Here is a 19,026-nt window from a genome sequence, read left to right as displayed (position 1 = left end):
TCGGTAATAAATAGAGGGAGGCTCAACGGTGGCAGCTGTCTGGATTGCCGTCATCGTTAAGAGCGTTGTCCGGATCACATTTCAGGTATTTGCCCGGCTGGACTAGGTCGCCGTCCACGGGTTCCTTGCACTTCACTTCGTGTTCGACCCCATTGCTGCCCGCGACACGCACACCAGCGCTGTGACGTTCACCGTAGTCGTTCTCGTCGTAGTCAAACACGGTATAGCTGTAGCCGTTGTGGTCGAACACGACTTCTGAGTAGTTGGTCTGAAAGCGGAAATAGTAGGCGTAGCGCATCAGCTTGGTGCCGTCCGCTGCTTTGTCAGGGTATTGCAGCTCGATCTTGCCAGGGGTGCCGAAACGGTACTGCAGCGCGCCAGGTAGGGCGCCGCACAGACTCATGATTTTATGGTTGACGGTGTGGCAGCTGTAGTACGTTTTTTCGGGAGGCCGGCAAAGTGAGCCCTGAGGCGGCGGCTGGGTCAGACCGACGGAAGTCCAGCAGAGCAGGCCAAGCGTGGCAAGTTTGCAAGAGCGAATGAGATGCATGGGGTGGGTGGATAAGGAGGCAGTCGGCCAATGAGTGAATGACTTACTTTGTTATTTCGTCGTAGGCTTCCTTCAGCTTTGTGTCGTAATGGTACTTTTGGTATTTCGGTCCGTTGTAGAGGCGCGCCATGCTCACCCAGTCCTTTTTCTGACAGGCCGTCTGTAGCCCCTTGGTGCGGCGGACAAAGCCAGCGAATGCCTCAAGGTGGCAGTACTCCGAGCGCATCATGGCGAGCACGAACGCTTGCACGGTAGGGAAGCCGGAACTCTTGTGGTTGACACCCAGAACCTGGAAGCGGCCCCATGAGGCGGATTCGAGGGCGGCGACGCCGTCGAGGTCATAAGCCTCTTTCAGCCTTGGGTATTGGGTGCTGTCGTTGCCGTAATAGTCATCCTTGGGATCGGCTTGTACCGGGTTAAACGGTGCGGACGGGGCTGGGGCAGGTGCCCCCTTTTTGGCGTGTTTGGGCCGGGGCTTTTTTTTCGGGTTGGGGTGATAGGCGTTCGGATCGGAGATGTGCGGATGCGTGGTGTCGTACTTGCCTTTGGTGAGTGTGTGAAACCATTGGCGTTCATACAGAATGGCCGGTCGGCCGAGATGGTCGAATGGCGCCCCTCCTGTTTCCACCTTCGCAAAGGCCTTAATCACCGCAACTTCGACTTTGAGCTGCTCGGCAATGGTTTTGAACTGATCTTCCGTGATGCCGGTCTGTGGCTGTAACTTTGTGTTGGTAAAAAGTTGTGAGATATCGGGATTCGCGCTAGGCACCGTTGGTGCCGGTGCTACAATAGGACCGTTCCAGGGATCGAGGTAGGTCGACAGGGGGGAGAGCCAGTTAGGCTGAGGGGAAAGCATCGGCTTGAGCGGATCGAAGAATCGCTGATCTGCACAGGGGTTTTGCGATGGCAGTAGCGAAAAGATAGGGCCTGGATCGCATGTGCTAGCCATAATGCATCCTTTTCCTTGATGGCGCCGTGCTTTATGCGAATGGACTATAGCAGAGTCCCATGTTTAGGGAGAGCAGTGGAATGACCGACATCGTTACGATCACCTCCGACAAGTGTGACGATTTGCGTTTTGTCACCATGATGGCCAAGGAAGGACTAGGCCAGTTATTTGATTTTTATGTGCAATTTGAAAGTCAGGATATAGCGATCGATCTTTCCGGTCTGCTAGGTTCTTCCATGACCGTCACGATTGCCACCGAGGATGGTTTCAAGCGTTACTTCAACGGCATGGTCATACGCGCGAACCAGACCGGTGTCGAAACCATCGAAAACCTTGTCTATGCCACTTATGAAGTGTCACTGGCACCTAAGCCGTGGCTGCTAAGGCAAAAGGTCGACTGCCGTATTTACAAGCAGCTCAGCGCTCCAGACATCATCAAGCAGGTTTTAAGCGAGATCGGCTATAGCGATATCAAGCTAAGCCTATCCGGTTCCTACGCCACCCGCGATTATTGCGTGCAGTACCGCGAAGATTATTTCAATTTTATTAGTCGGCTGATGGAACAAGAGGGTATTTATTATTATTTCACCCATACGGCAGGCACTCACACGCTTGTACTCGCCGACGGGATTGGCGGACATCAAAAGGTTGATGGCTTCAGCAAGGTCGCTTATGCCTCCAGTTCCGACTCGGTGTTGCGTCGAGAAGCCACTATCGTTAGTTGGGGCACGCTGCGGAGTGTGGACAAAACCAAATACGCCTTGACCGACTTCGACCCGCAAGCACCGAAGGCATCTCTGCTTTCGCTAGGCAATACCGATGGGCATGGTGCCGCAGAGGCTGATGATGTTCTTGATGTGTTCGATTTTCCCGGAGGACATGTCACTGCAGCGGTCGGTGCGCACTATGCGCAGGTTCGTGCGGAGGCGCTGACGGCTTGGCATTCCCGTTATTCCGGCGCGACCGGAACGCCGTCGGTACAGATTGGCGGCCTGTTTACTCTCAGCAACTTTCCACGCGACGAGCTCAATCAGGAGTACCTGATCGTCGGCAGCGACATCCAACTGCACGCGCCGCCGCATGGTCCGGGTGGTGGAGGCGGTAGCGTCTCCTTTCATTGCAGCTTCAACGCTATTGAAAGCAAGACACCATTCCGCAGCATGCAGATGGCAAAAAAGCCAACTATCGTCGGCCTGCAAACCGCGATCGTGACGGGTAGCGAAACCAGCGAGGACATCGCGGTCGACAAGTACGGCCGCGTGGAAGTCACCTTCCATTGGAATACGCCTGACAAGAAAAACGCGAAGTGTTCTTGCCCGGTGCGCGTGGCTACGCCATGGGCTGGCAAGAACTGGGGCGCCATCAGCATTCCGCGCGTGGGGCAAGAAGTCGTGGTGAGCTTCCTGGAAGGCGATCCGGACCGCCCCTTGATCATCGGCAGCGTCTACAACGGTGACAACCAGGTGCCGTACAGCCTGCCGGACAACAAGACGCAAAGCGGCATCAAGAGTCGCAGCCTGCTGGGCGGCACGGCCGACTTCAACGAGCTGCGTTTCGAAGACAAGAAGGGCAGCGAAGATTTCTTCATGCATGCACAGAAAGACATGCACGAAGAAGTCGAGAATGATCACATCGTGACCATCGATCACGACGAAACGGTCACCATCAAGCACGACCGCAAGGCCACCATCAGCAACAACGACACCATCGACGTCGGCCAGATTTTCAAGCTCACAGCCGGCACGCAGATCGAACTGACCACGGGCTCTTCAAGTATCATTATGAAGAGCACGGGCGAGATCCAGATCACCGGCGTGAACATCACCATCACCGGCAATTCGTCGGTGAAGGTGGAGGGGCAAGTGCAAGTCGGCATCAAGGCCGGCGCGACGATGGACGTCGGCGCCGGCGCCAGCATGAAGGTGCATTCGGACGGCATGCTGGAGGTGGAAGGCAGTGCAATGACCACGGTGAAAGGCACCATGGTCAGCGCCACTGGCGATGCCATGACGAAGGTATCCGGCGGCATCATCATGATCGGTTGATCGATCGGTTGATCGTTAGGACAGGGGCAATAACAAGGATCGGTTCAAAGGGGAACCTGAGCATGTCGGTCGTTACGCAGGCTTCGACGCAAATGGGTTTGTCCGCTCCAGCCAGTGCCAGGCTGCGTCCGGAAATGACGCCGCAATTGGCGGTGCAAACGCTGCTCGATGCTGGCGATACCCAGGACGCCCTGAAACTTCTTGCGCGGCTGCTGCCCAAGCGTTATGCGGTGGCGTGGCTGTTGCAATGCGCGCGCGATCAGCCGCTGGGTCTGGAAGACAAAGCCGGTGCATCGCTGGCTGAAAAATGGGTGCGCGAGCCGAACGAAGACAACCGCCGCGCTGCCTATGAATTCGCCAATGCCGGCGGCTATCGCTCGCTGGGTGCGTGGTTGGCCGCTGCTGCAGGTTGGTCGGGCGGTAGCCTGGCACCGGCCACGCAGGAAACACCCGTACCGCCAGCGGAACACCTCACCGCGCGCGCCACCGTGGCCGCGATCAATCTGATGGCGGCATTGATCGAGGAGCAATTCGAAGCGCGGCGCAGCGCTTTCATCGGGCGCGCGATGAGCCTGCTCAACGCGAACGCCGACGCCCATCGCTAAGCAGGAGAGCAGATGCCACAGGTATTGACCCTCGCAGTGCAAGGCCAGCAGGCGGCGCAGTTCGGCCCTCGCGCCCAGAAGAGCTTTCACAGCAAGGACGGCAGCATCGGGCGCTCCGAGGATTGCGATTGGGTGTTGAGTGCTTCCGGCGTATCGCGCGTGCACGCGATGGTGCGTTTTCTCAACGGCATCTATTTCATTGAAGACCGCAGCACCAACGGCATGTTGCTCAACGGCTCGCCATTGATAAAGGGCGACCCGGCGGCGCTGAAGAATGGCGATCGCTTGCAGATCGATACCTTCGAGATTGCGGTGCGCATGGAGCAGGACAGCGAAACCATCTTCCAGCCGAGCGCACCGATACCTCATTCCGCACCAGCATCTGCGCCGGCACCCATACCGGCAGCGTCGCCGCTTTCTTTCGGTAACGATCCATTGGATTTCGGTTTTCTCGATCCGTTGCCGCAAAGTCCTGCGTCGTCGCGACCGCTGTCCGCGGATAGCCTGATTCCTTCGCCGCATATCCCGTCGCCCACCAGCGGCGATCTGGATCCCCTAAGTTTTCTCGATGCACCGTTCAATGCGCCCGCGCCGGAACCGGTGCCTGCGCCGAGTTGGAATCACACGTCGGGCATCAGCGATCACTTTCGCCCACCCACCACCGACGTGCGCCGGCAAGCCAATGTGCTGCCAGATAACTGGGATCTGACTGCTGGCGATTTCGCGCCTCCCGCGCCAGCACCTGCACCGCCACCGGTAGCGGAGCCTGTCGTTGCGCCCGCGCCAGCACCAGCGCCTGTTGCAGTGCTGGCACCCGCAGCGACGCCGGCATCGGCAAGTGCGCTTACACCAGACGTCGAGCTGATTTTCCGCATCGTGGTCGATGGCGTAATGGATGTGCTGCGTGCGCGTGCCGAGATCAAGAACACCTTCCGCCTGCCGGTTACGGTCATCCAGCGTTCGGAGAACAATCCGCTGAAATTTGCCCTCGGTACGGACGAGGCGATGCAGAAAATCCTGGGGCCCGCCAACCCTGGTTTCCTTTCCGGAACCGCCGCGTTCCAGGATGCGTTCGAAGACATCCGCTGCCATCAAATGGCCATGCTTGCCGGTGTGCGCGCAGGTTTCGAGGCGCTGCTGATGCATTTCAATCCGGATCGTTACGAAAACGAGGTGGACGGCGGCAAACGTGCGGCGTTTGGTGCCAAAGCGCGCTATTGGGACAAATACCGTGACAGCTACGATGGGCTAGTCAAGAACCCTGATGACAGTTTCCGGCGTTTGTTCGGTGATGAATTCGCGCGGGCTTATGAAGAGCAATTGGCGCGGTTGAAGGGGAGTCGGCGCAATGAACGTCGTTAACGCTTTTGTGTATATGCACGCGCTCAACAGAAGTTGTTGTTGCAGGAAGCCTCACTTGGTCGTCATTCCCGCAAAAGCGGGAATCCATTTTTAGCTTTTACTAAAGAGCAACATGGATTCCCGCTTTCGCGGGAATGACGGCAACGCAAGGTTGTTGCCCTCTCTTCATACAGGAGAGGGAATAAACAGACGGACCGGATACATGACGCAAAACAACAAAGTGGTGTGGAGTGAAGGGCTGTTCCTGAGGCCCCAGCATTTGCAGCAGCAGGAGCGCTACATGGAGCGCTTCGTGGAACTGCGTGCAGGCGGCTTGCGTCCGTATGCATGGGGTTTCCACGAACTGGAGTTGGAAGCTGACCTGCTAGCGATCGGCAAGCTCGGCATCAAGCGTGCGCGCGGTATCTTTCCCGATGGCACGCCGTTCTCCATGCCCAACGACGATCCTTTGCCGCCCGCGCTGGAAGTGGATCCAAACTGGCGTGATCAGACGGTCTACCTCACGATTCCTTTGCGTTCGCCCACGCAGCCCGATAGTGGACGTCCGGAAGCGCCGCAGGAAAAACTGTTCCGCTTTCGCGTGCGTGAAGCTGAAGTGCGCGACGCCTCCGGCAGCATGGATGGCATCACTGTGCTCGAAGTAGGCGGCATGAGCAGCCGCCTGTTGCCGCAATCGCAACCGATGGAAGGCCTGGCGCACATTCCGCTGACGCGTATCGTGGAATGTCGCGCCGACCGGCGCGTGGTGCTGGATGAAACGTTCATGCCCACTGCACAGAGCTGCCAGGCAGTACCGCGGCTCGTCACTTTCCTTACGGAATTGCTTGGTTTGCTGCATCAGCGCGGTGAAGCGCTAGCCAGTCGCGTCGCGGTCACCGATCGTGGTGGTGCAGCGGAAATTGCCGACTTCCTGTTACTGCAAGTGGTGAACCGTTATCAACCGCTGGTTGCACATCTCGCGGCCGCACCGATTGTGCATCCGGAAGATCTCTATCGCATTGCGGTAGGGATGGCCGGCGAGCTGGCTACGTTCACTGCACCGGGCAAGCGTGCGCCGGCCTTTCCGCCCTATCGGCACGAATTCCTGCGCGAAAGTTTCGAGCCGGTCATCGTAGCGTTGCGCAACAGCCTGAGCGCCGTAATGGAACAGACCGCCACGCCGATTCCGTTGCAGCAGCGCAAGTTCGGTGTGTGGGTCGCGGTGGTGCCGGATCTCACCTTGCTCGACACTGCGGCCTTCGTGCTCGCCGCCAAGTCCGACATGAAATCGGAAGACCTGCGTCGTCAACTGCCTGCACAGTCGAAGATCGGCCCTGTGGAAAAGATTCGCGACCTGGTCAATTTGCAGTTGCCTGGCATCGGGGTAGCGCCTATGCCGGTGGCGCCGCGACAGATTCCGTACAACGCGGGCTTCCTGTATTTCGAATTCGACAAGAATTCGCAGATGTGGCGAATGTTGAAGACGTCCGGCGGCATCGCGTTCCACTTCGGCGAGGAATTCGCCGGGCTTGATCTGCAACTGTGGGCAATCAGAGGCGGAACATGAGCACCAACGGCCCCAATGACGACATGCGCGACGCCACGATCGTGCGTCCGCGCGGTGCAGCCCCTACACCTGCTGCACCACCGCCACCTTCCGCTGCGCGCGCGCCGGCTCCCTCGTATGCGCCGCCCGCGGAAATCAACCAATTCCTGGAAGGTGGTGCGAATCCGTTGGTGCAGGCGGCCAGCCCCTTGCTGCTGCTGGCCGTGCAATTGCGCCATAGCGTGGTGCAGCCCGATGCCATGCATCTGCGTGAGCAGGCGGTCGCGCAAATGCGCCGCTTTGAAAATTTGGCGGAGACGGCCAACGTTCCGCAACAAACGATCCTGGCCGCGCGCTACGTGCTCTGTACCATGCTCGACGAAGCCGTGCTCAATGCGCCCTGGGGCGAGCACAGCGGTTGGGCGCAGAAAACGTTGCTGGTCACCTTCCATAGCGAATCGTACGGCGGCGCTAAGTTTTTCCAGATTCTGGAACGCCTGAGCGCGGATTTTTCCAAGCACATCGACCTGATCGAGCTGATGTACATCTGCCTGGCGCTGGGTTTCGCCGGCCGTTACCAGATCGAGTCAGGCGGCAGAGCCAAGCTTGCCGACATCCAGGAAGACCTGTATCGGCGCATCCAGGCGCAACGCGCCAAGCCGGCGGACGAATTGGCGCCGCATTGGCGCGGAATCGAGGATCGCCGCAATCCGCTGATCCGTTACGTGCCGCTGTGGGTGATCGCCGCGGGTGCGGCTGTGGTGCTGCTCGTTGCATTTCTGTTTTTCTACACGCGGCTCAACGATATGTCGTCGCCGATCAGTGGGCAGCTTGCGCGCATCGGACTGGAAAACGGTACACCGCCGGACAACGCGCACCAACCGCAGCCAGCGCGCAAGAGCCTCAAGCAATTGCTGTCGCCGGAAGAGCAGGCCGGCCAGCTCACGGTGGACGAAAAACCCGATGGACAGGCGATGGTGCGCCTTGCCGCCACCGGCATGTTCCCCTCCGGTGGCGTCGACGTTGGGGCCGATCAGATTCCCTTGCTGCACAAGATCACCGCTGCGCTCAATCAGGTGCAGGGGCGTGTGATCGTCGTGGGGCATACCGACGATCAACCGGTGCGCTCGTTGAAATACAAGGACAACTTCGAGCTGTCCGGCGCACGTGCGCGTAGCGTTGCGCAGATTCTCGGCCAAGGTCTGGACAATCCCGGCCGCATCGAATCGAGCGGTGCGGGTTCGTCGCAGCCCATTGCGCTGCCGCCCGATACACCCGACAACCGCACGCGTAACCGGCGCGTGGAAATCATGTTCATTCCGGAGGATTGAACCCTGTGAAGATCTTGGCACTGTTCAAATCCGGTTGGTTCATTGCGTTGGTTGGCATCATCCTGCTGTCGATCCTGATCTGGCTGGGCGGTCCGTACTTGGGGATTGGCGATTCGCAACCGCTGGCTAGCCCGGTGTCGCGGTTGGTGCTGATCATCGTGATCCTCGCGATATGGGCGATCTGGCTGCAGATTGCGCAACTGCGCGCACGCAAGAAGACTGCGCAGATGTCCGGTGACCTGGCTTCGCAAGATGCCAAGCCAGCCGGCGGCGAGCGCGATGAGCGCAGCGCGGCCGAACGCACCCAATTGCAGGGACGTTTCCAGGAAGCGGTCGATACGCTGCGCAAGAGCAAACGCGGCGGCAATCTCTACACCTTACCGTGGTACGTGGTGATTGGTCCGCCGGGGTCCGGCAAGACCACATTGCTGCAGAATTCCGGCCTGAATTTCCCGCTGTCGGATCGCTTCGGCAAACAGGCGCTGCGTGGCGTTGGCGGCACGCGCAATTGCGATTGGTGGTTCACCGACGAAGCGGTGTTTCTGGATACCGCCGGTCGCTATACCACACAGGATTCGGATCAAGCCGCGGACTCATCGGCGTGGGGCGAATTCCTGAAGCTGTTGCGCAAATATCGCAAGCGCCGGCCGATCAACGGTGTGCTGATCGCGATGAGCATGTCCGACCTGCTCACGCTGGATCAGAACGGCATGCAGGAGCATGTGCAGGCGGTCCGCCGTCGATTGGACGAACTGGCGACCGAATTGCGTATCGGCGTGCCGGTCTACATGGTGCTGACCAAGTCCGACCTCATCGCCGGCTTCACCGAGTTCTTCGACGATCTCAGTCCCGAACTGCGCAGCCAGGTATGGGGCGTGTCGTTCCCGGTCGAGCAGACCATGAACGGTACGTCGGCCAAGCAGTTCGTCGGGGAATTCGAGCTGCTGTTGAACCGGTTGCATACGCGCATTCTCAGTCGACTGCATGCGGAACGCGATCCGAACCGGCGCGCGGCTATTCTTTCGTTCCCACAGCAACTTAATGCACTGCGCGAAACGCTCCGCCAGTTCATCGAAGGCGTGTTCACCGGCTACGCCTATGGCACGCCGCCGTTGTTGCGTGGCGTGTATCTCACCTCGGGTACGCAGGAAGGCACGCCGATCGATCGCATGATGGCGGCGGTGGCGCGCACGTTCGGGCTGGATGCAGCGCAAGTGCATGCACCGGGCGCGCAGCAGCGCACGTTCTTCGTGGAGCGTCTGCTGAAGGACGTGCTGTTCCGCGAATCGGGCTTTGCGGGCACCAATCCCAAGCTGGAACGGCAGAAAATCTTGCTGCAAGCTGCCTCGTATCTGGGCGTGCTGGTGGTGACGGTGCTGTTGCTGGCCGGCTTCACCGAGAGTTACAGCCGAAACAGCACTTACTTGGGGCAGGTGAGCGATGCCTTGAAGGGCTATCCCGCCACCAGCGACGTGTCCGATGCAACCTCGCAGAAGGATTATTTCGCGCGTGTGCTGTCGCGTCTGGAAGGCTTGTCTGGCGTGCAGGACGTGGCGCAGCAGCACAACGGCGACGTGCCTTTGTCCATGCGTTTCGGACTGTATCAAGGCAACGCGGTCGGCAATGAAGTGCACGAAGCGTATGTGCGCGAACTCAACGGGTTGCTACTGCCAGGCGTGGCTTCGCAGTTCCGTACGGGCTTGACCAGTAGTGCCAGCGATCCGCAAGCGCTGTATTACTACTTGAAGGGCTACCTGATGCTCGGCGAGCCGCAGCATCAGAACGCGGACCAATTGGTGGCGCTCACGGATATCGAATGGCGCAAGATCTTCCCGGAAGATCCGGTGCTGCAGAAGGCACTCGACAAGCACTTCCACGCGTTGGTCAGCGAACCAGGGCAACTGCGAGCCATCCATCTGGATGATGCGATGGTGGAGCAGGCGCGCAGCACGCTGCGCACCGCGGATCTTTCCACGCTGATCTACGGCAGCATGAAGCTCAACGCGGACAATGCCGACAATCCGCCGCTGCAACTGGACAAGGAGCTAGGTTTGCTCGGCAACGTGTTCCGCCGACGCAGTGGGGTAGCGTTGTCGGAGCCGATCCCAGCGCTCTACACGCAACCCGTGTTTGCGATGCAGGTGAACAAGGGTATCGAGCAAGCGGTTAAGCAATTCACGCAGGATGATTGGGTGTTTGGCACCGGCAAGATCGATGCGATTCGCCAGGCCAAGCTCGCGCAACAGGTGCTGGCGCTGTACGAGACTGATTACATCAAGGTCTGGGACGAACTGCTCAACGATCTGCAGCTGCAGCCCATCGCAAACATCCAGGATGCCAGCGCAACGGCGGCCAAGCTATCCGGCCCCAGTTCGCCGCTGAAATCACTGCTCGCACTGGTGCGCGACAACACGCACGACCTGATGCGCGCGCCACCGGCAACTGATGCCGACAAGGCGGAAGGCGCGCTGAAGAAGGTGGCGGAAAAGCGGGCCGAGCAGAGCGCAGTCATGCGTGCACTGGCCAATGCGGGCGTCAATGGAAGCGGAGAGGCGAAGGTTGCCGCCAAGCCTGGTGACGAGATCAGCGCGCACTTCGATACGCTCGACAAGCTGACTGAAGGTGCACCTGGCAGCACGCCGATTGATCACACCTTGAGCGTGCTCGATCAGCTAAGCAAGAACCTGCTGACGATGAACGACTTCAGCAATGCTGCTGGACAACCCAATCCGCAATTGCTGATGGCGCAGCAGGAGGCCGCGCAGTTGCCGCCGCCAGTAACGGGTTGGGTGGCCGCATTGACCGGCAAGAGCGAAGCACTGGTCGCCACCAGCACCACTGGTGCGCTGGGCGACGCGTTTCAACAGGGCGTCGGCAAGGATTGCGCCAGCTTCACGCGCGGCCGTTATCCCTTCGCGCCCAATAGTGCTCAGGACATTCCGCTGCAGAACTTCGGCGAGATGTTTGGTTACGGCGGACGCTTCGACAGCTTCTACAAGCAGACGTTGGACAAGCTGGTCGACGCCAGCGGTGCCACCTGGAAGTGGAAGAGTGGCCCGGGCGCGGTGAGCGGCTCGCCCGGCATGCTGGCGCAGATGCAGCTGGCCGACACCATCAAGCAGATGTATTTCCGCAACAACGGCGCCACGCCGGAGGTGGATTTCACCTTGGTGGCGCCATCGTTGGATGCGGGTATCGGCAAGTTCGCGGTGACCGTCGACGGGCAAAAGTTCGAATACCAGGCGGGCGGTGTAAGCAGCATGGGCATGAAATGGCCGGGACCGCAGCCCGGTCACGTGACGATTTCCGCATGGGATAGCAGCGGTAACCTGCTCAGCACATTCGATTATCAGGGTGATTGGGCGTTCTTCCATGCGATGCAGGCCGCGAATCTGCAGCGGCAATCGGATCTGCGTTACCTGGCTACGTTCAACTTCGGCGGCCATGTCGCCAAAGTGACGGTGCAAGCCGACAACTTGAAGAATCCTTTCCTTAATAACGCTGTGCAGCGTTTCAGGTGCGGAGGATAAGGCGGCATGGATCCGACAGGGGCGGGTTTCTTCGGCAAGCTTCCGGGCGCGGGCGATTTCGTCCAGCGACGTCTGCCGTCGACTTTCGTGGAAGCCTGGGATCGGCACTTCGAGCGTGCGGTGAACGAAAGCAAGGTCGCGCTGGGCGACGCATGGCAGCACGCGTATCGCAGCAGCCCGGCCTGGCGCTTTCTGTTGTCGCCGGGCGTATGCACAGACGCTGCGTGGGTCGGCGTGATGGGGCCGGCGAACGATCGCGTCGGTCGCAGTTTTCCGATGGTGATTGCCACGCCTTGGGATGACATGGCGAACGTCGCGCATGTGCTACGCGATGGCGATGCGTGGTTCTCCGCAATCGAACATGTGCATATAGCTGCGCAGGCTGCAGCTCTTGGCGTGGAAGCGTTCGACACACAACTGCTCGCGCTGGCCGACATGCCGATGACTGCGCCTGCCGGCACGCATGTGCACGGCGTGGAGCACATCGCCTGGTGGAACGCGGTGCAATGGCGGTTACCGTTGCCGCGTATGCGTAGCGATAGTGCTTTTCTTGCCGATCTGTGGACACGCATCAGCACCAGCGGCAATGGCTGGTGCTTGTGGTGGACGCAAGGTGGTGGTCATGTGCCGGCCAGCGTGCTGGTTACGCGTGGCTTACCGCAGCCAGCGGCATATGCAGGCTTTCTCGATGCAGATTATGCAGATGAAGGCTGGCAATCGCTGGGTGTGTTCGAAGAGCCGCCGTCGCCGCATCATCATCCTCATCATGCTGCGCACGTATCGGTGGCCTCTCATGTCGCAACGCCAGCACCATCGCAGCAGCTGTTGCCCGATGACCTAAGCGAACTGTTTGCCGATCTGGTGCCGCCAGTATCCATGGCGGTAGCTTCCGGCACGACCGACGAGAGCGAGCCCAAGGCAAACGGCAGCGCGTCCACGGTCTATCGCGGCGACGTTGCGCTGGCTGTGGTGGCGGCGGACGAAGGCGGGCACGATCCGCGCAGGCAGGCCGCCGCTGCGGCCAACAAAATCGCACACGAACTGGACGCCGAGCATCTCACCGGCGGTTTGCAGATGTTGCGTCAACGTCTGCTCGCACTGCATCCCTCGTTGCGCGACCGCAGCGAAGACTTGATCAATCCAGTGACCGAAGACGGCTCAGTGATCGCCGTACACATCACCCGTCGCTGGGCCAATCTGCTGCGCATCGGCACGGCAGCAGCATGGCATTGGCGCGGTGGCAGTCTGCAATCACTGTTTGCAACCGGTGCAGCTGTGGCAGAGGGAGGCGGCGACGCCTTGGGCGGTGAATTCGACGACCTGCTGTTCACGCGCGCCGCGCCGGTGGCTTCCGGCCTGGGCGGTCCGACCGAACCATTGTGCGACGAAGTGGTTTGCGCGGTGGAGGAGGGCGATCGCCTGCTGCTGATGGTTACGCAAAGCTTGGTGCAGCTTCCGCCCGATGTGTATGCGCGCGCACTGGCCATGCCTTCTTGCGATGACGCGCGTGCGCGCATCGCTAGTGCGGCCGGTTTGGGCAGCGAACCAGCGCACTGGCCGCTGGCTGTGATCGAGGTGACTGCATGACGCTACGCTATGAATCCGTCGGCCACACCGACACCGGCAAAGTTCGCGCACATAACGAGGATGCAGTGCTCGTGCGCGAAGATGTCGGCCTGTGGGTGGTGGCCGACGGCCTGGGTGGCCACTCGGCCGGCGATTACGCCAGCACGATGATCGTTGAGCGCCTGCGCGTTTTGCCACGCCCTGAAAGCGTGTTCGATTTCGTCGAATCGATCGAAGACACGCTGGTTCAAGTCAACGCCGATCTGCGCCATACAGCACAGGAACGCAACGTCGATGTCATTGGTTCCACGGTCGTGGTGCTGGTGCACGACAAGGATTTTGTGCTCTGCGGCTGGGTGGGCGACAGCCGTGCCTATTGCTTCGAAGACGGGCATTTGCAGCAGATCACGCGCGATCACGTGCATGGCTTGAAGAACGACGTCACACAGATCGGCCAGTCGCAGCCGGCGGGTGCCGGCGTGCTTACGCGTGCGATCGGTGCCGAAGAACATCTCTTCGTCGATTGGGTCGTGGCCGGCAGCCGTCCTGGCATGGCGTTCCTGCTTTGCACCGACGGCATCAACAAGGAGCTGTCGGATGCGGAGCTTGATCAGGAATGCCGCACGAACACCGATCCACAGATGCTGCTGGCCAGGTTGTTTGAGCTGTCTTTGAACCGCGCTGGCCGCGACAACATTTCCGCCGTGATCGTGCGGCTGCAGGATTGACCGCACACCATGAGCTTCCTCGCTGAACTAATCGACGACTTCAACGCGCGCCGACGCAAGCTGCCGGAGCTGTTCCAAGCACTGACCGAGCGTGGTTCGCAGCCTGACGAGGACTACCGTGCCGACATCGCGCTGCTCGAACGCATGCTGGAAGAGGGCACGCTGTCGCCGGATATCGCCCGTGCGCTGATTGCCAAGCTGCATGCGGTACAGCGGCCTGCCAGCCCATCGTCTGACGATGCCACGCTGGTCAAGACACCAGGTACGGAATCGGCCGAAGTAACGCAGGTGAAGCCGGCGATGGCGCCCGCTTCGTCGGACGCCGAAGCGACGGTGGTGAAACCAGCGTCAGGCCCAACGTCTACCGGGCCTGCGCATACCGAACAGAACACGAGCAACTCTAGTTCCAATCGCGACACCTGGCAGCGCATATCGCAGGTCGAAGGCGGTGAATACGCCACGGTTGGCATGCTGCTCAAAGGCCGCTTTCTGCTTGAGCGGGAAATTGGCCGCGGCGGCATGGGCGTGGTGTACCTGGCGCGCGACGAACGCAAGGTGGAGGCGCGCGACCGCGATCCTTACGTTGCGGTGAAAGTGCTGAACGACGAATTCCGCCGACATCCCGATTCGCTGATTGCGCTGCAGCGCGAGGCGCGCCGCTCGCAATTGCTGGCGCACGACAACATCGTGCGTGTGTTCGACTTCGACAAGGACGGCACCATCGTTTTCATGACGATGGAATACGTCGACGGCCAGGATCTCAAGGCACTGATTCGCGAGAAGGCCTATAACGGCCTACCGCTGTCCCAGGCGCGTCTGCTGATCGAAGGTATGGCCTGGGCACTCAAGCGTGCGCACAGCGCGGGCGTCGTGCACTCGGACTTCAAGCCCGGCAACGTGATGGTGACACGCGATGGCGTGCCGAAGGTGTTCGACTTCGGTATCGCCCGCGCCGGTAAACATGCCAGCGATGCGTCAGGCGAACAGACGCTGTTCGATGCAGGCACGCTCGGCGCGCTCACGCCGGCGTACGCCAGCCTGGAGATGATCCAGGGTAAGGAACCCACGCCCAGCGATGACATCTACGCGCTGGGTTGCGTCGCGTTCGAGCTGCTGACCGGCAAGCATCCGTTCGACAAAGTCAGTGCAGAAGTGGCCCTGCGCGAAGGCCGCAAACCGCCGCTGGTGCCCGGCCTGACCAAACGCCAATACAAAGCATTGTGCGATGCCGTCGCGTTCCATGGCGAGCAGCGTCTGAAAAATGCGGTCGACTTGGTCGAAGGCTTGCGCGAGCTGAGTCTGCGTGAGCGCATCGGACCGCAGCTGGCGTATGGCGGCGGTGCGCTGGTGCTGCTGGTCGGTGCCGGCTGGGGATTGACGCATTACCTGCACAACCAGCACGTAGCGAGCATTGTCGGCAGGTTCTCGCTCAATGTACCCGATCATTACGCCAACGAAGACCAGGCCGCGCAGGCGTTGAATAGCTTGAGCGACGACGAGCGCAAGCGCATCGTGCTCGACCAAGGCGATGCGATCCAGAGCTATCTACTCAGCCGCATCGACAGCTATTGGAATCCGACGCAGAACCATTACAACTATGCCGGTACACAGCACGTGTTCCAGTTGCGCGATCAGCTGAAACTGTATTCACCCACGTTGGATACCAAGCGCACGGCGATCGAGGAACAGAAGAACGATCTGCTCAATACGCTCGACACGCAGCTCACGCAGCGCATCGATGCAGGGGCGATCTTCGAGAGCCAGCCTAACAATGCGGTGGAAACGCTGGCCCAGATCCGTGCCATCGATCCGCATAGCGCCTTGCTGAAGAACGCCGAGCTGGAGCTGAAGTACGACATCGCCATCGGCCATGCGATGAGCGCCAACCGCGTCGACGAAGCCAAGTCGGAACTGGCATTGGCCACACGGCTATTTCCGGATTCGCAACGCTTGAAACAGCGCGAGGCGCAACTGGTCGGCATGAACGCAACACAAGCCGTGGCAGCAACGCAGCCGGAACAAAACCTGCCGGAAGCACGCAAGACGCTGGCTGACTTGATCGCCAAGCCTGCCGTGAGCGCGGATTGGCAGCAGTCGGTAAGCAATGCGATGGGTGCGCTGCGCAACGACAATTCGCCCGATACGCGCAAGCTGGTCGACAGCCTCGCCGCAACCATCGCGACGCAGGCCAGTACGCAGACCGATCCGCTGCAATTGCAGCAGGCCAGCAACCTGGTCAACCTTGGTTTGCAATATGCGCCGCAATCGAGCGCACTACGCGCGCAACGCGGTCGCCTGGATACGTTGCTGCAGCAGCAAGAAGCGCAGCTCAATCAGGAAAGCGCCGCAGCCGAAGTGACCTCGCGCATCGAATCGATGAAGCGCGCCGCGGCGGCCAACGATATCGGCAAGGCAGAAGAGGCACTGGCGCGCATCCGCACCTTGCAACCGGACAATCCATTCCTGACTCAGGACGGCCCGCAACTGCTGGCCGATGCCTACTTGCGTCAGGCGGACAACGCGATTCAGCGTGGCCGTTACCAGGCAGCTTCCGATGGACTGACCAAAGGCATCAAGACGCTCGGCACTCGCAGTGATCTACGCAATGCCAAAGCGCGCTACGACCTGCTCGCTACGGTGATGAACGCACGTGGCAAGCCGGTGGCTGCTGCCGATCTGGATCGCATGAAGAAGCAACTGGCCGATGCACGCAAGGCCGATCCGGATGGTTTGAAGCAGTTGGAATCGGATTTGAAACAGCGCGGTCAATTGCAAGGCACGCTGGCCGATCTGCTCGCCACCATGCAGCCGGCCGAAGTGGCTGCCACGACACCGTCGGCCACACCATCGCCCACCAATCCCGGCCAGCCCGCCACCAACACGCCAGGGCAACCAACGGCCGTGCCCGGTACGGGCGCGAAACCTGGGGCGAACGGCAAAACCACAGCGCCCAATACTGGCGTGGCAACGACCGCCAATGCCACCGCGCCGGCGACTCCGGCCGGCCCCAGTTCCGATCCCTGCAATCAGCCTGATCTGATCGGCAAGGGCAAAGTCTGTTCCGACGCGCTCGGCCAGCGTCGTGGCCCGCCGCTGGTGGTGATACCCGGCGTAAGTGGCGGCAAGGCCTATGCGCTTTCGCGTGCCGAAATCACCGTCGGTGAATTCAACCGTTTCTGCAGCGCCACCGGCCAGTGTTCGGCCAAGCCGGTGGACGACCCGGACGGCAGCAGCCTGCCGATCAGCAACATCAGCCTGACCCAGGCCAAGGCTTATGCGGCGTGGCTGAGTTCGGCCAGCGGCGGCTACGTGTACCGGCTGCCGACCGATGCAGAATGGACGCACGCCGCCAAGGCGGGCGGGAGCTGGTCGCAAGCGTCGGACAGCAACTGCATTCCGCCTACGGCCGGCAGTGGTGATAGTGCAGGGACACCGATTTCGGCGCGCGGGCGCGAGGCCAATCCATGGGGCTTGGTGAACATGACAGGTAATGTGTGGGAATGGGTCACGGAAGGCGGTGGCGTGGCAGTGCGCGGTGGCAGTTACAACAGCTATTGGTCCGATTGCACGGTGAACAGCCGTCGTGACGATAGCGGTACGGCGCAAAAAGATGTGGGCTTCCGCGTGTTGAGAGAGCTCAAATGAACGAACGCGAACGCCATATCAATCACAGCCTGCATGCATTGGACGATGCTCATCGCCTGGGCCGCATCAGCCGCGAGGAATACCGGTCGCGGCGCCGTCATCTGCTCGGGGCATTATTGGAAAGCCACGTAGTCACCGCGCGCAATGTCATCGTGCGTCAGGCGGTCAGTTCGCATGAACCTGCGTCGGTGTCGGATGGCGACGTGTTGCCTGGCCTGTTTCCGCCGCGGCATGCCGCGTGGAAGTTGATTACGGTGGTGGTTATTGGCGTATTGCTGTGCGTGCTGATTTTGTATTGGTTGCTGAAGATGAGATGAGCACCACCCACCACCTCAGATGAGGTGGTTATCGAACAAATAAGCTACTCATGGAGGGTTGAGAATGATCAATCGCGAGTTTTTTCTTGTTCCTGAGGAAGTGTTCCGTTTAGGCAATACCGACAACCCAAGGTTGTCGAATGTTCGCCCTAGGGACGTGGACACAACAGACCTGAACGGTATTGTCGTCGTCATCGCTAACGGAAAGGGCATAAGTGTCTTTGACAAGGAAGGCGTCATGGCTTCTCCTATGTCAGGATGGGTGTGGCGTTTCCCTCCTAACACACCATTGCCCGTTGGCCTGAAGCTCGTCAACGACAGACCCCATCATTTTTGTATAGCCCCCGCTCAAAACATGCCTGTTGATAAATACAAAGGGCTGCTCGAAGAACTTGCCCTCAAAGCAACGCGCGTGTTCAAGAAAGAAGGAAAGATGGCGTGAGACAGATCGAACTGCCCTTGGTTGCCGGTGAGGCACAGTTGATCCTCGAAGCCCTCGCAGAGCTGGATGCGAAATGGGCGCATATCTGTGAAACATCGAAGGATGATGACGAAGTTGCCGATTATGGCAACGATCTCATTGCCTTGCGATTGTTGATCAATAAGGTCAAAGAGGCCGCTCTTCCGGTATTCGGAGCAGGTGTAACCAACTTCTCCCGCACGCCCCTCTAAGACCATACATAGGCAGGCTTATGCTGTCGGAACAAGGACGTAGGTAGAGTTGCCAACCCCAACCTGGCGAGCTCTCAAACACGGCGATGTTGAGGTTTGCAACCCCGCTTACGGGCGACGGGATTTAAAGCAAGAGTAATGCCGCAACAACATTAGGAAAGTAAAAAGCGCGACTTGGAACACGGTATCGAATGGAGGCAT

Annotated in this window: 14 protein-coding genes; 12 read left to right on the top strand and 2 right to left on the bottom strand. The window is 59.9% G+C overall.

Features of this window, described 5'->3' with window-relative positions:
- Nucleotides 1–22 precede the first annotated feature (22 nt).
- Both QQJ86_RS00725 and QQJ86_RS00720 read right to left on the bottom strand, forming a co-directional pair.
- Nucleotides 23–403: a hypothetical protein gene (locus QQJ86_RS00725; protein WP_284318974.1), complete on the bottom strand. Its 381-nt coding sequence runs from the start codon at nt 401–403 to the stop codon at nt 23–25.
- A gap of 190 nt (nt 404–593) precedes the next feature.
- Nucleotides 594–1,499, bottom strand: coding sequence for an N-acetylmuramidase family protein (locus tag QQJ86_RS00720; protein ID WP_284318973.1), 906 nt, complete (start codon nt 1,497–1,499; stop codon nt 594–596).
- Nucleotides 1,500–1,579: 80 nt separating this feature from the next.
- Here QQJ86_RS00720 and tssI point away from each other — a divergent pair, with 80 nt between their 5' ends.
- The 12 genes from tssI (at nt 1,580) to QQJ86_RS00660 (ending at nt 18,825) form a co-directional block, all read left to right on the top strand.
- Nucleotides 1,580–3,544 carry a type VI secretion system tip protein TssI/VgrG gene (gene tssI, locus QQJ86_RS00715; protein ID WP_284318972.1) on the top strand — a complete coding sequence of 655 codons (1,965 nt, stop codon included), beginning with the start codon at nt 1,580–1,582 and terminating at the stop codon, nt 3,542–3,544.
- Nucleotides 3,545–3,606: 62 nt separating this feature from the next.
- The gene (locus QQJ86_RS00710; protein ID WP_284318971.1) at nt 3,607–4,149 is read left to right on the top strand and encodes a DUF6931 family protein; all 543 of its coding nucleotides are present in this window, start codon (nt 3,607–3,609) and stop codon (nt 4,147–4,149) included.
- 12 nt (nt 4,150–4,161) lie between these two features.
- Complete coding sequence (gene tagH / locus QQJ86_RS00705; RefSeq protein WP_284318970.1) at nt 4,162–5,511, top strand: type VI secretion system-associated FHA domain protein TagH; 1,350 nt, start codon at nt 4,162–4,164, stop codon at nt 5,509–5,511.
- A gap of 202 nt (nt 5,512–5,713) precedes the next feature.
- Nucleotides 5,714–7,057, top strand: coding sequence for a type VI secretion system baseplate subunit TssK (gene tssK, locus QQJ86_RS00700; protein ID WP_284318969.1), 1,344 nt, complete (start codon nt 5,714–5,716; stop codon nt 7,055–7,057).
- The gene (icmH, locus tag QQJ86_RS00695) at nt 7,054–8,367 is read left to right on the top strand and encodes a type IVB secretion system protein IcmH/DotU (RefSeq protein WP_284318968.1); all 1,314 of its coding nucleotides are present in this window, start codon (nt 7,054–7,056) and stop codon (nt 8,365–8,367) included. Before tssK ends, icmH begins: the two co-directional genes overlap by 4 nt.
- Before the next feature lie 5 nt (nt 8,368–8,372).
- On the top strand, nt 8,373–11,897 hold the full coding sequence (gene tssM, locus QQJ86_RS00690) for a type VI secretion system membrane subunit TssM (protein ID WP_284318967.1): 3,525 nt from the start codon (nt 8,373–8,375) through the stop codon (nt 11,895–11,897).
- Between the two features lie 6 nt (nt 11,898–11,903).
- A complete protein-coding gene (gene tagF / locus QQJ86_RS00685) occupies nt 11,904–13,484 on the top strand; it encodes a type VI secretion system-associated protein TagF (RefSeq protein ID WP_284318966.1) in 1,581 nt (526 codons plus the stop codon).
- The gene (locus tag QQJ86_RS00680; protein ID WP_284318965.1) at nt 13,481–14,191 is read left to right on the top strand and encodes a PP2C family protein-serine/threonine phosphatase; all 711 of its coding nucleotides are present in this window, start codon (nt 13,481–13,483) and stop codon (nt 14,189–14,191) included. Before tagF ends, QQJ86_RS00680 begins: the two co-directional genes overlap by 4 nt.
- 9 nt (nt 14,192–14,200) lie before the next feature.
- Nucleotides 14,201–17,836, top strand: coding sequence for a protein kinase domain-containing protein (locus QQJ86_RS00675; protein WP_284318964.1), 3,636 nt, complete (start codon nt 14,201–14,203; stop codon nt 17,834–17,836).
- Nucleotides 17,833–18,153, top strand: a complete 321-nt coding sequence (locus QQJ86_RS00670) for a hypothetical protein (protein WP_284318963.1) — start codon at nt 17,833–17,835, stop codon at nt 18,151–18,153. Before QQJ86_RS00675 ends, QQJ86_RS00670 begins: the two co-directional genes overlap by 4 nt.
- 64 nt (nt 18,154–18,217) lie before the next feature.
- Complete coding sequence (locus tag QQJ86_RS00665; protein ID WP_284318962.1) at nt 18,218–18,595, top strand: Tse2 family ADP-ribosyltransferase toxin; 378 nt, start codon at nt 18,218–18,220, stop codon at nt 18,593–18,595.
- Nucleotides 18,592–18,825: a hypothetical protein gene (locus tag QQJ86_RS00660; RefSeq protein WP_284318961.1), complete on the top strand. Its 234-nt coding sequence runs from the start codon at nt 18,592–18,594 to the stop codon at nt 18,823–18,825. The genes QQJ86_RS00665 and QQJ86_RS00660 overlap by 4 nt, the downstream gene beginning before the upstream one ends.
- Nucleotides 18,826–19,026: the final 201 nt, after the last annotated feature.

Origin of the sequence: Dyella acidisoli (genome assembly GCF_030160295.1) — a bacterium.
Lineage (GTDB): Bacteria > Pseudomonadota > Gammaproteobacteria > Xanthomonadales > Rhodanobacteraceae > Dyella_B > Dyella_B acidisoli.
Note: the sequence above shows the minus strand (reverse complement) of the source record. Positions and strands in the feature narration are given on the sequence as shown.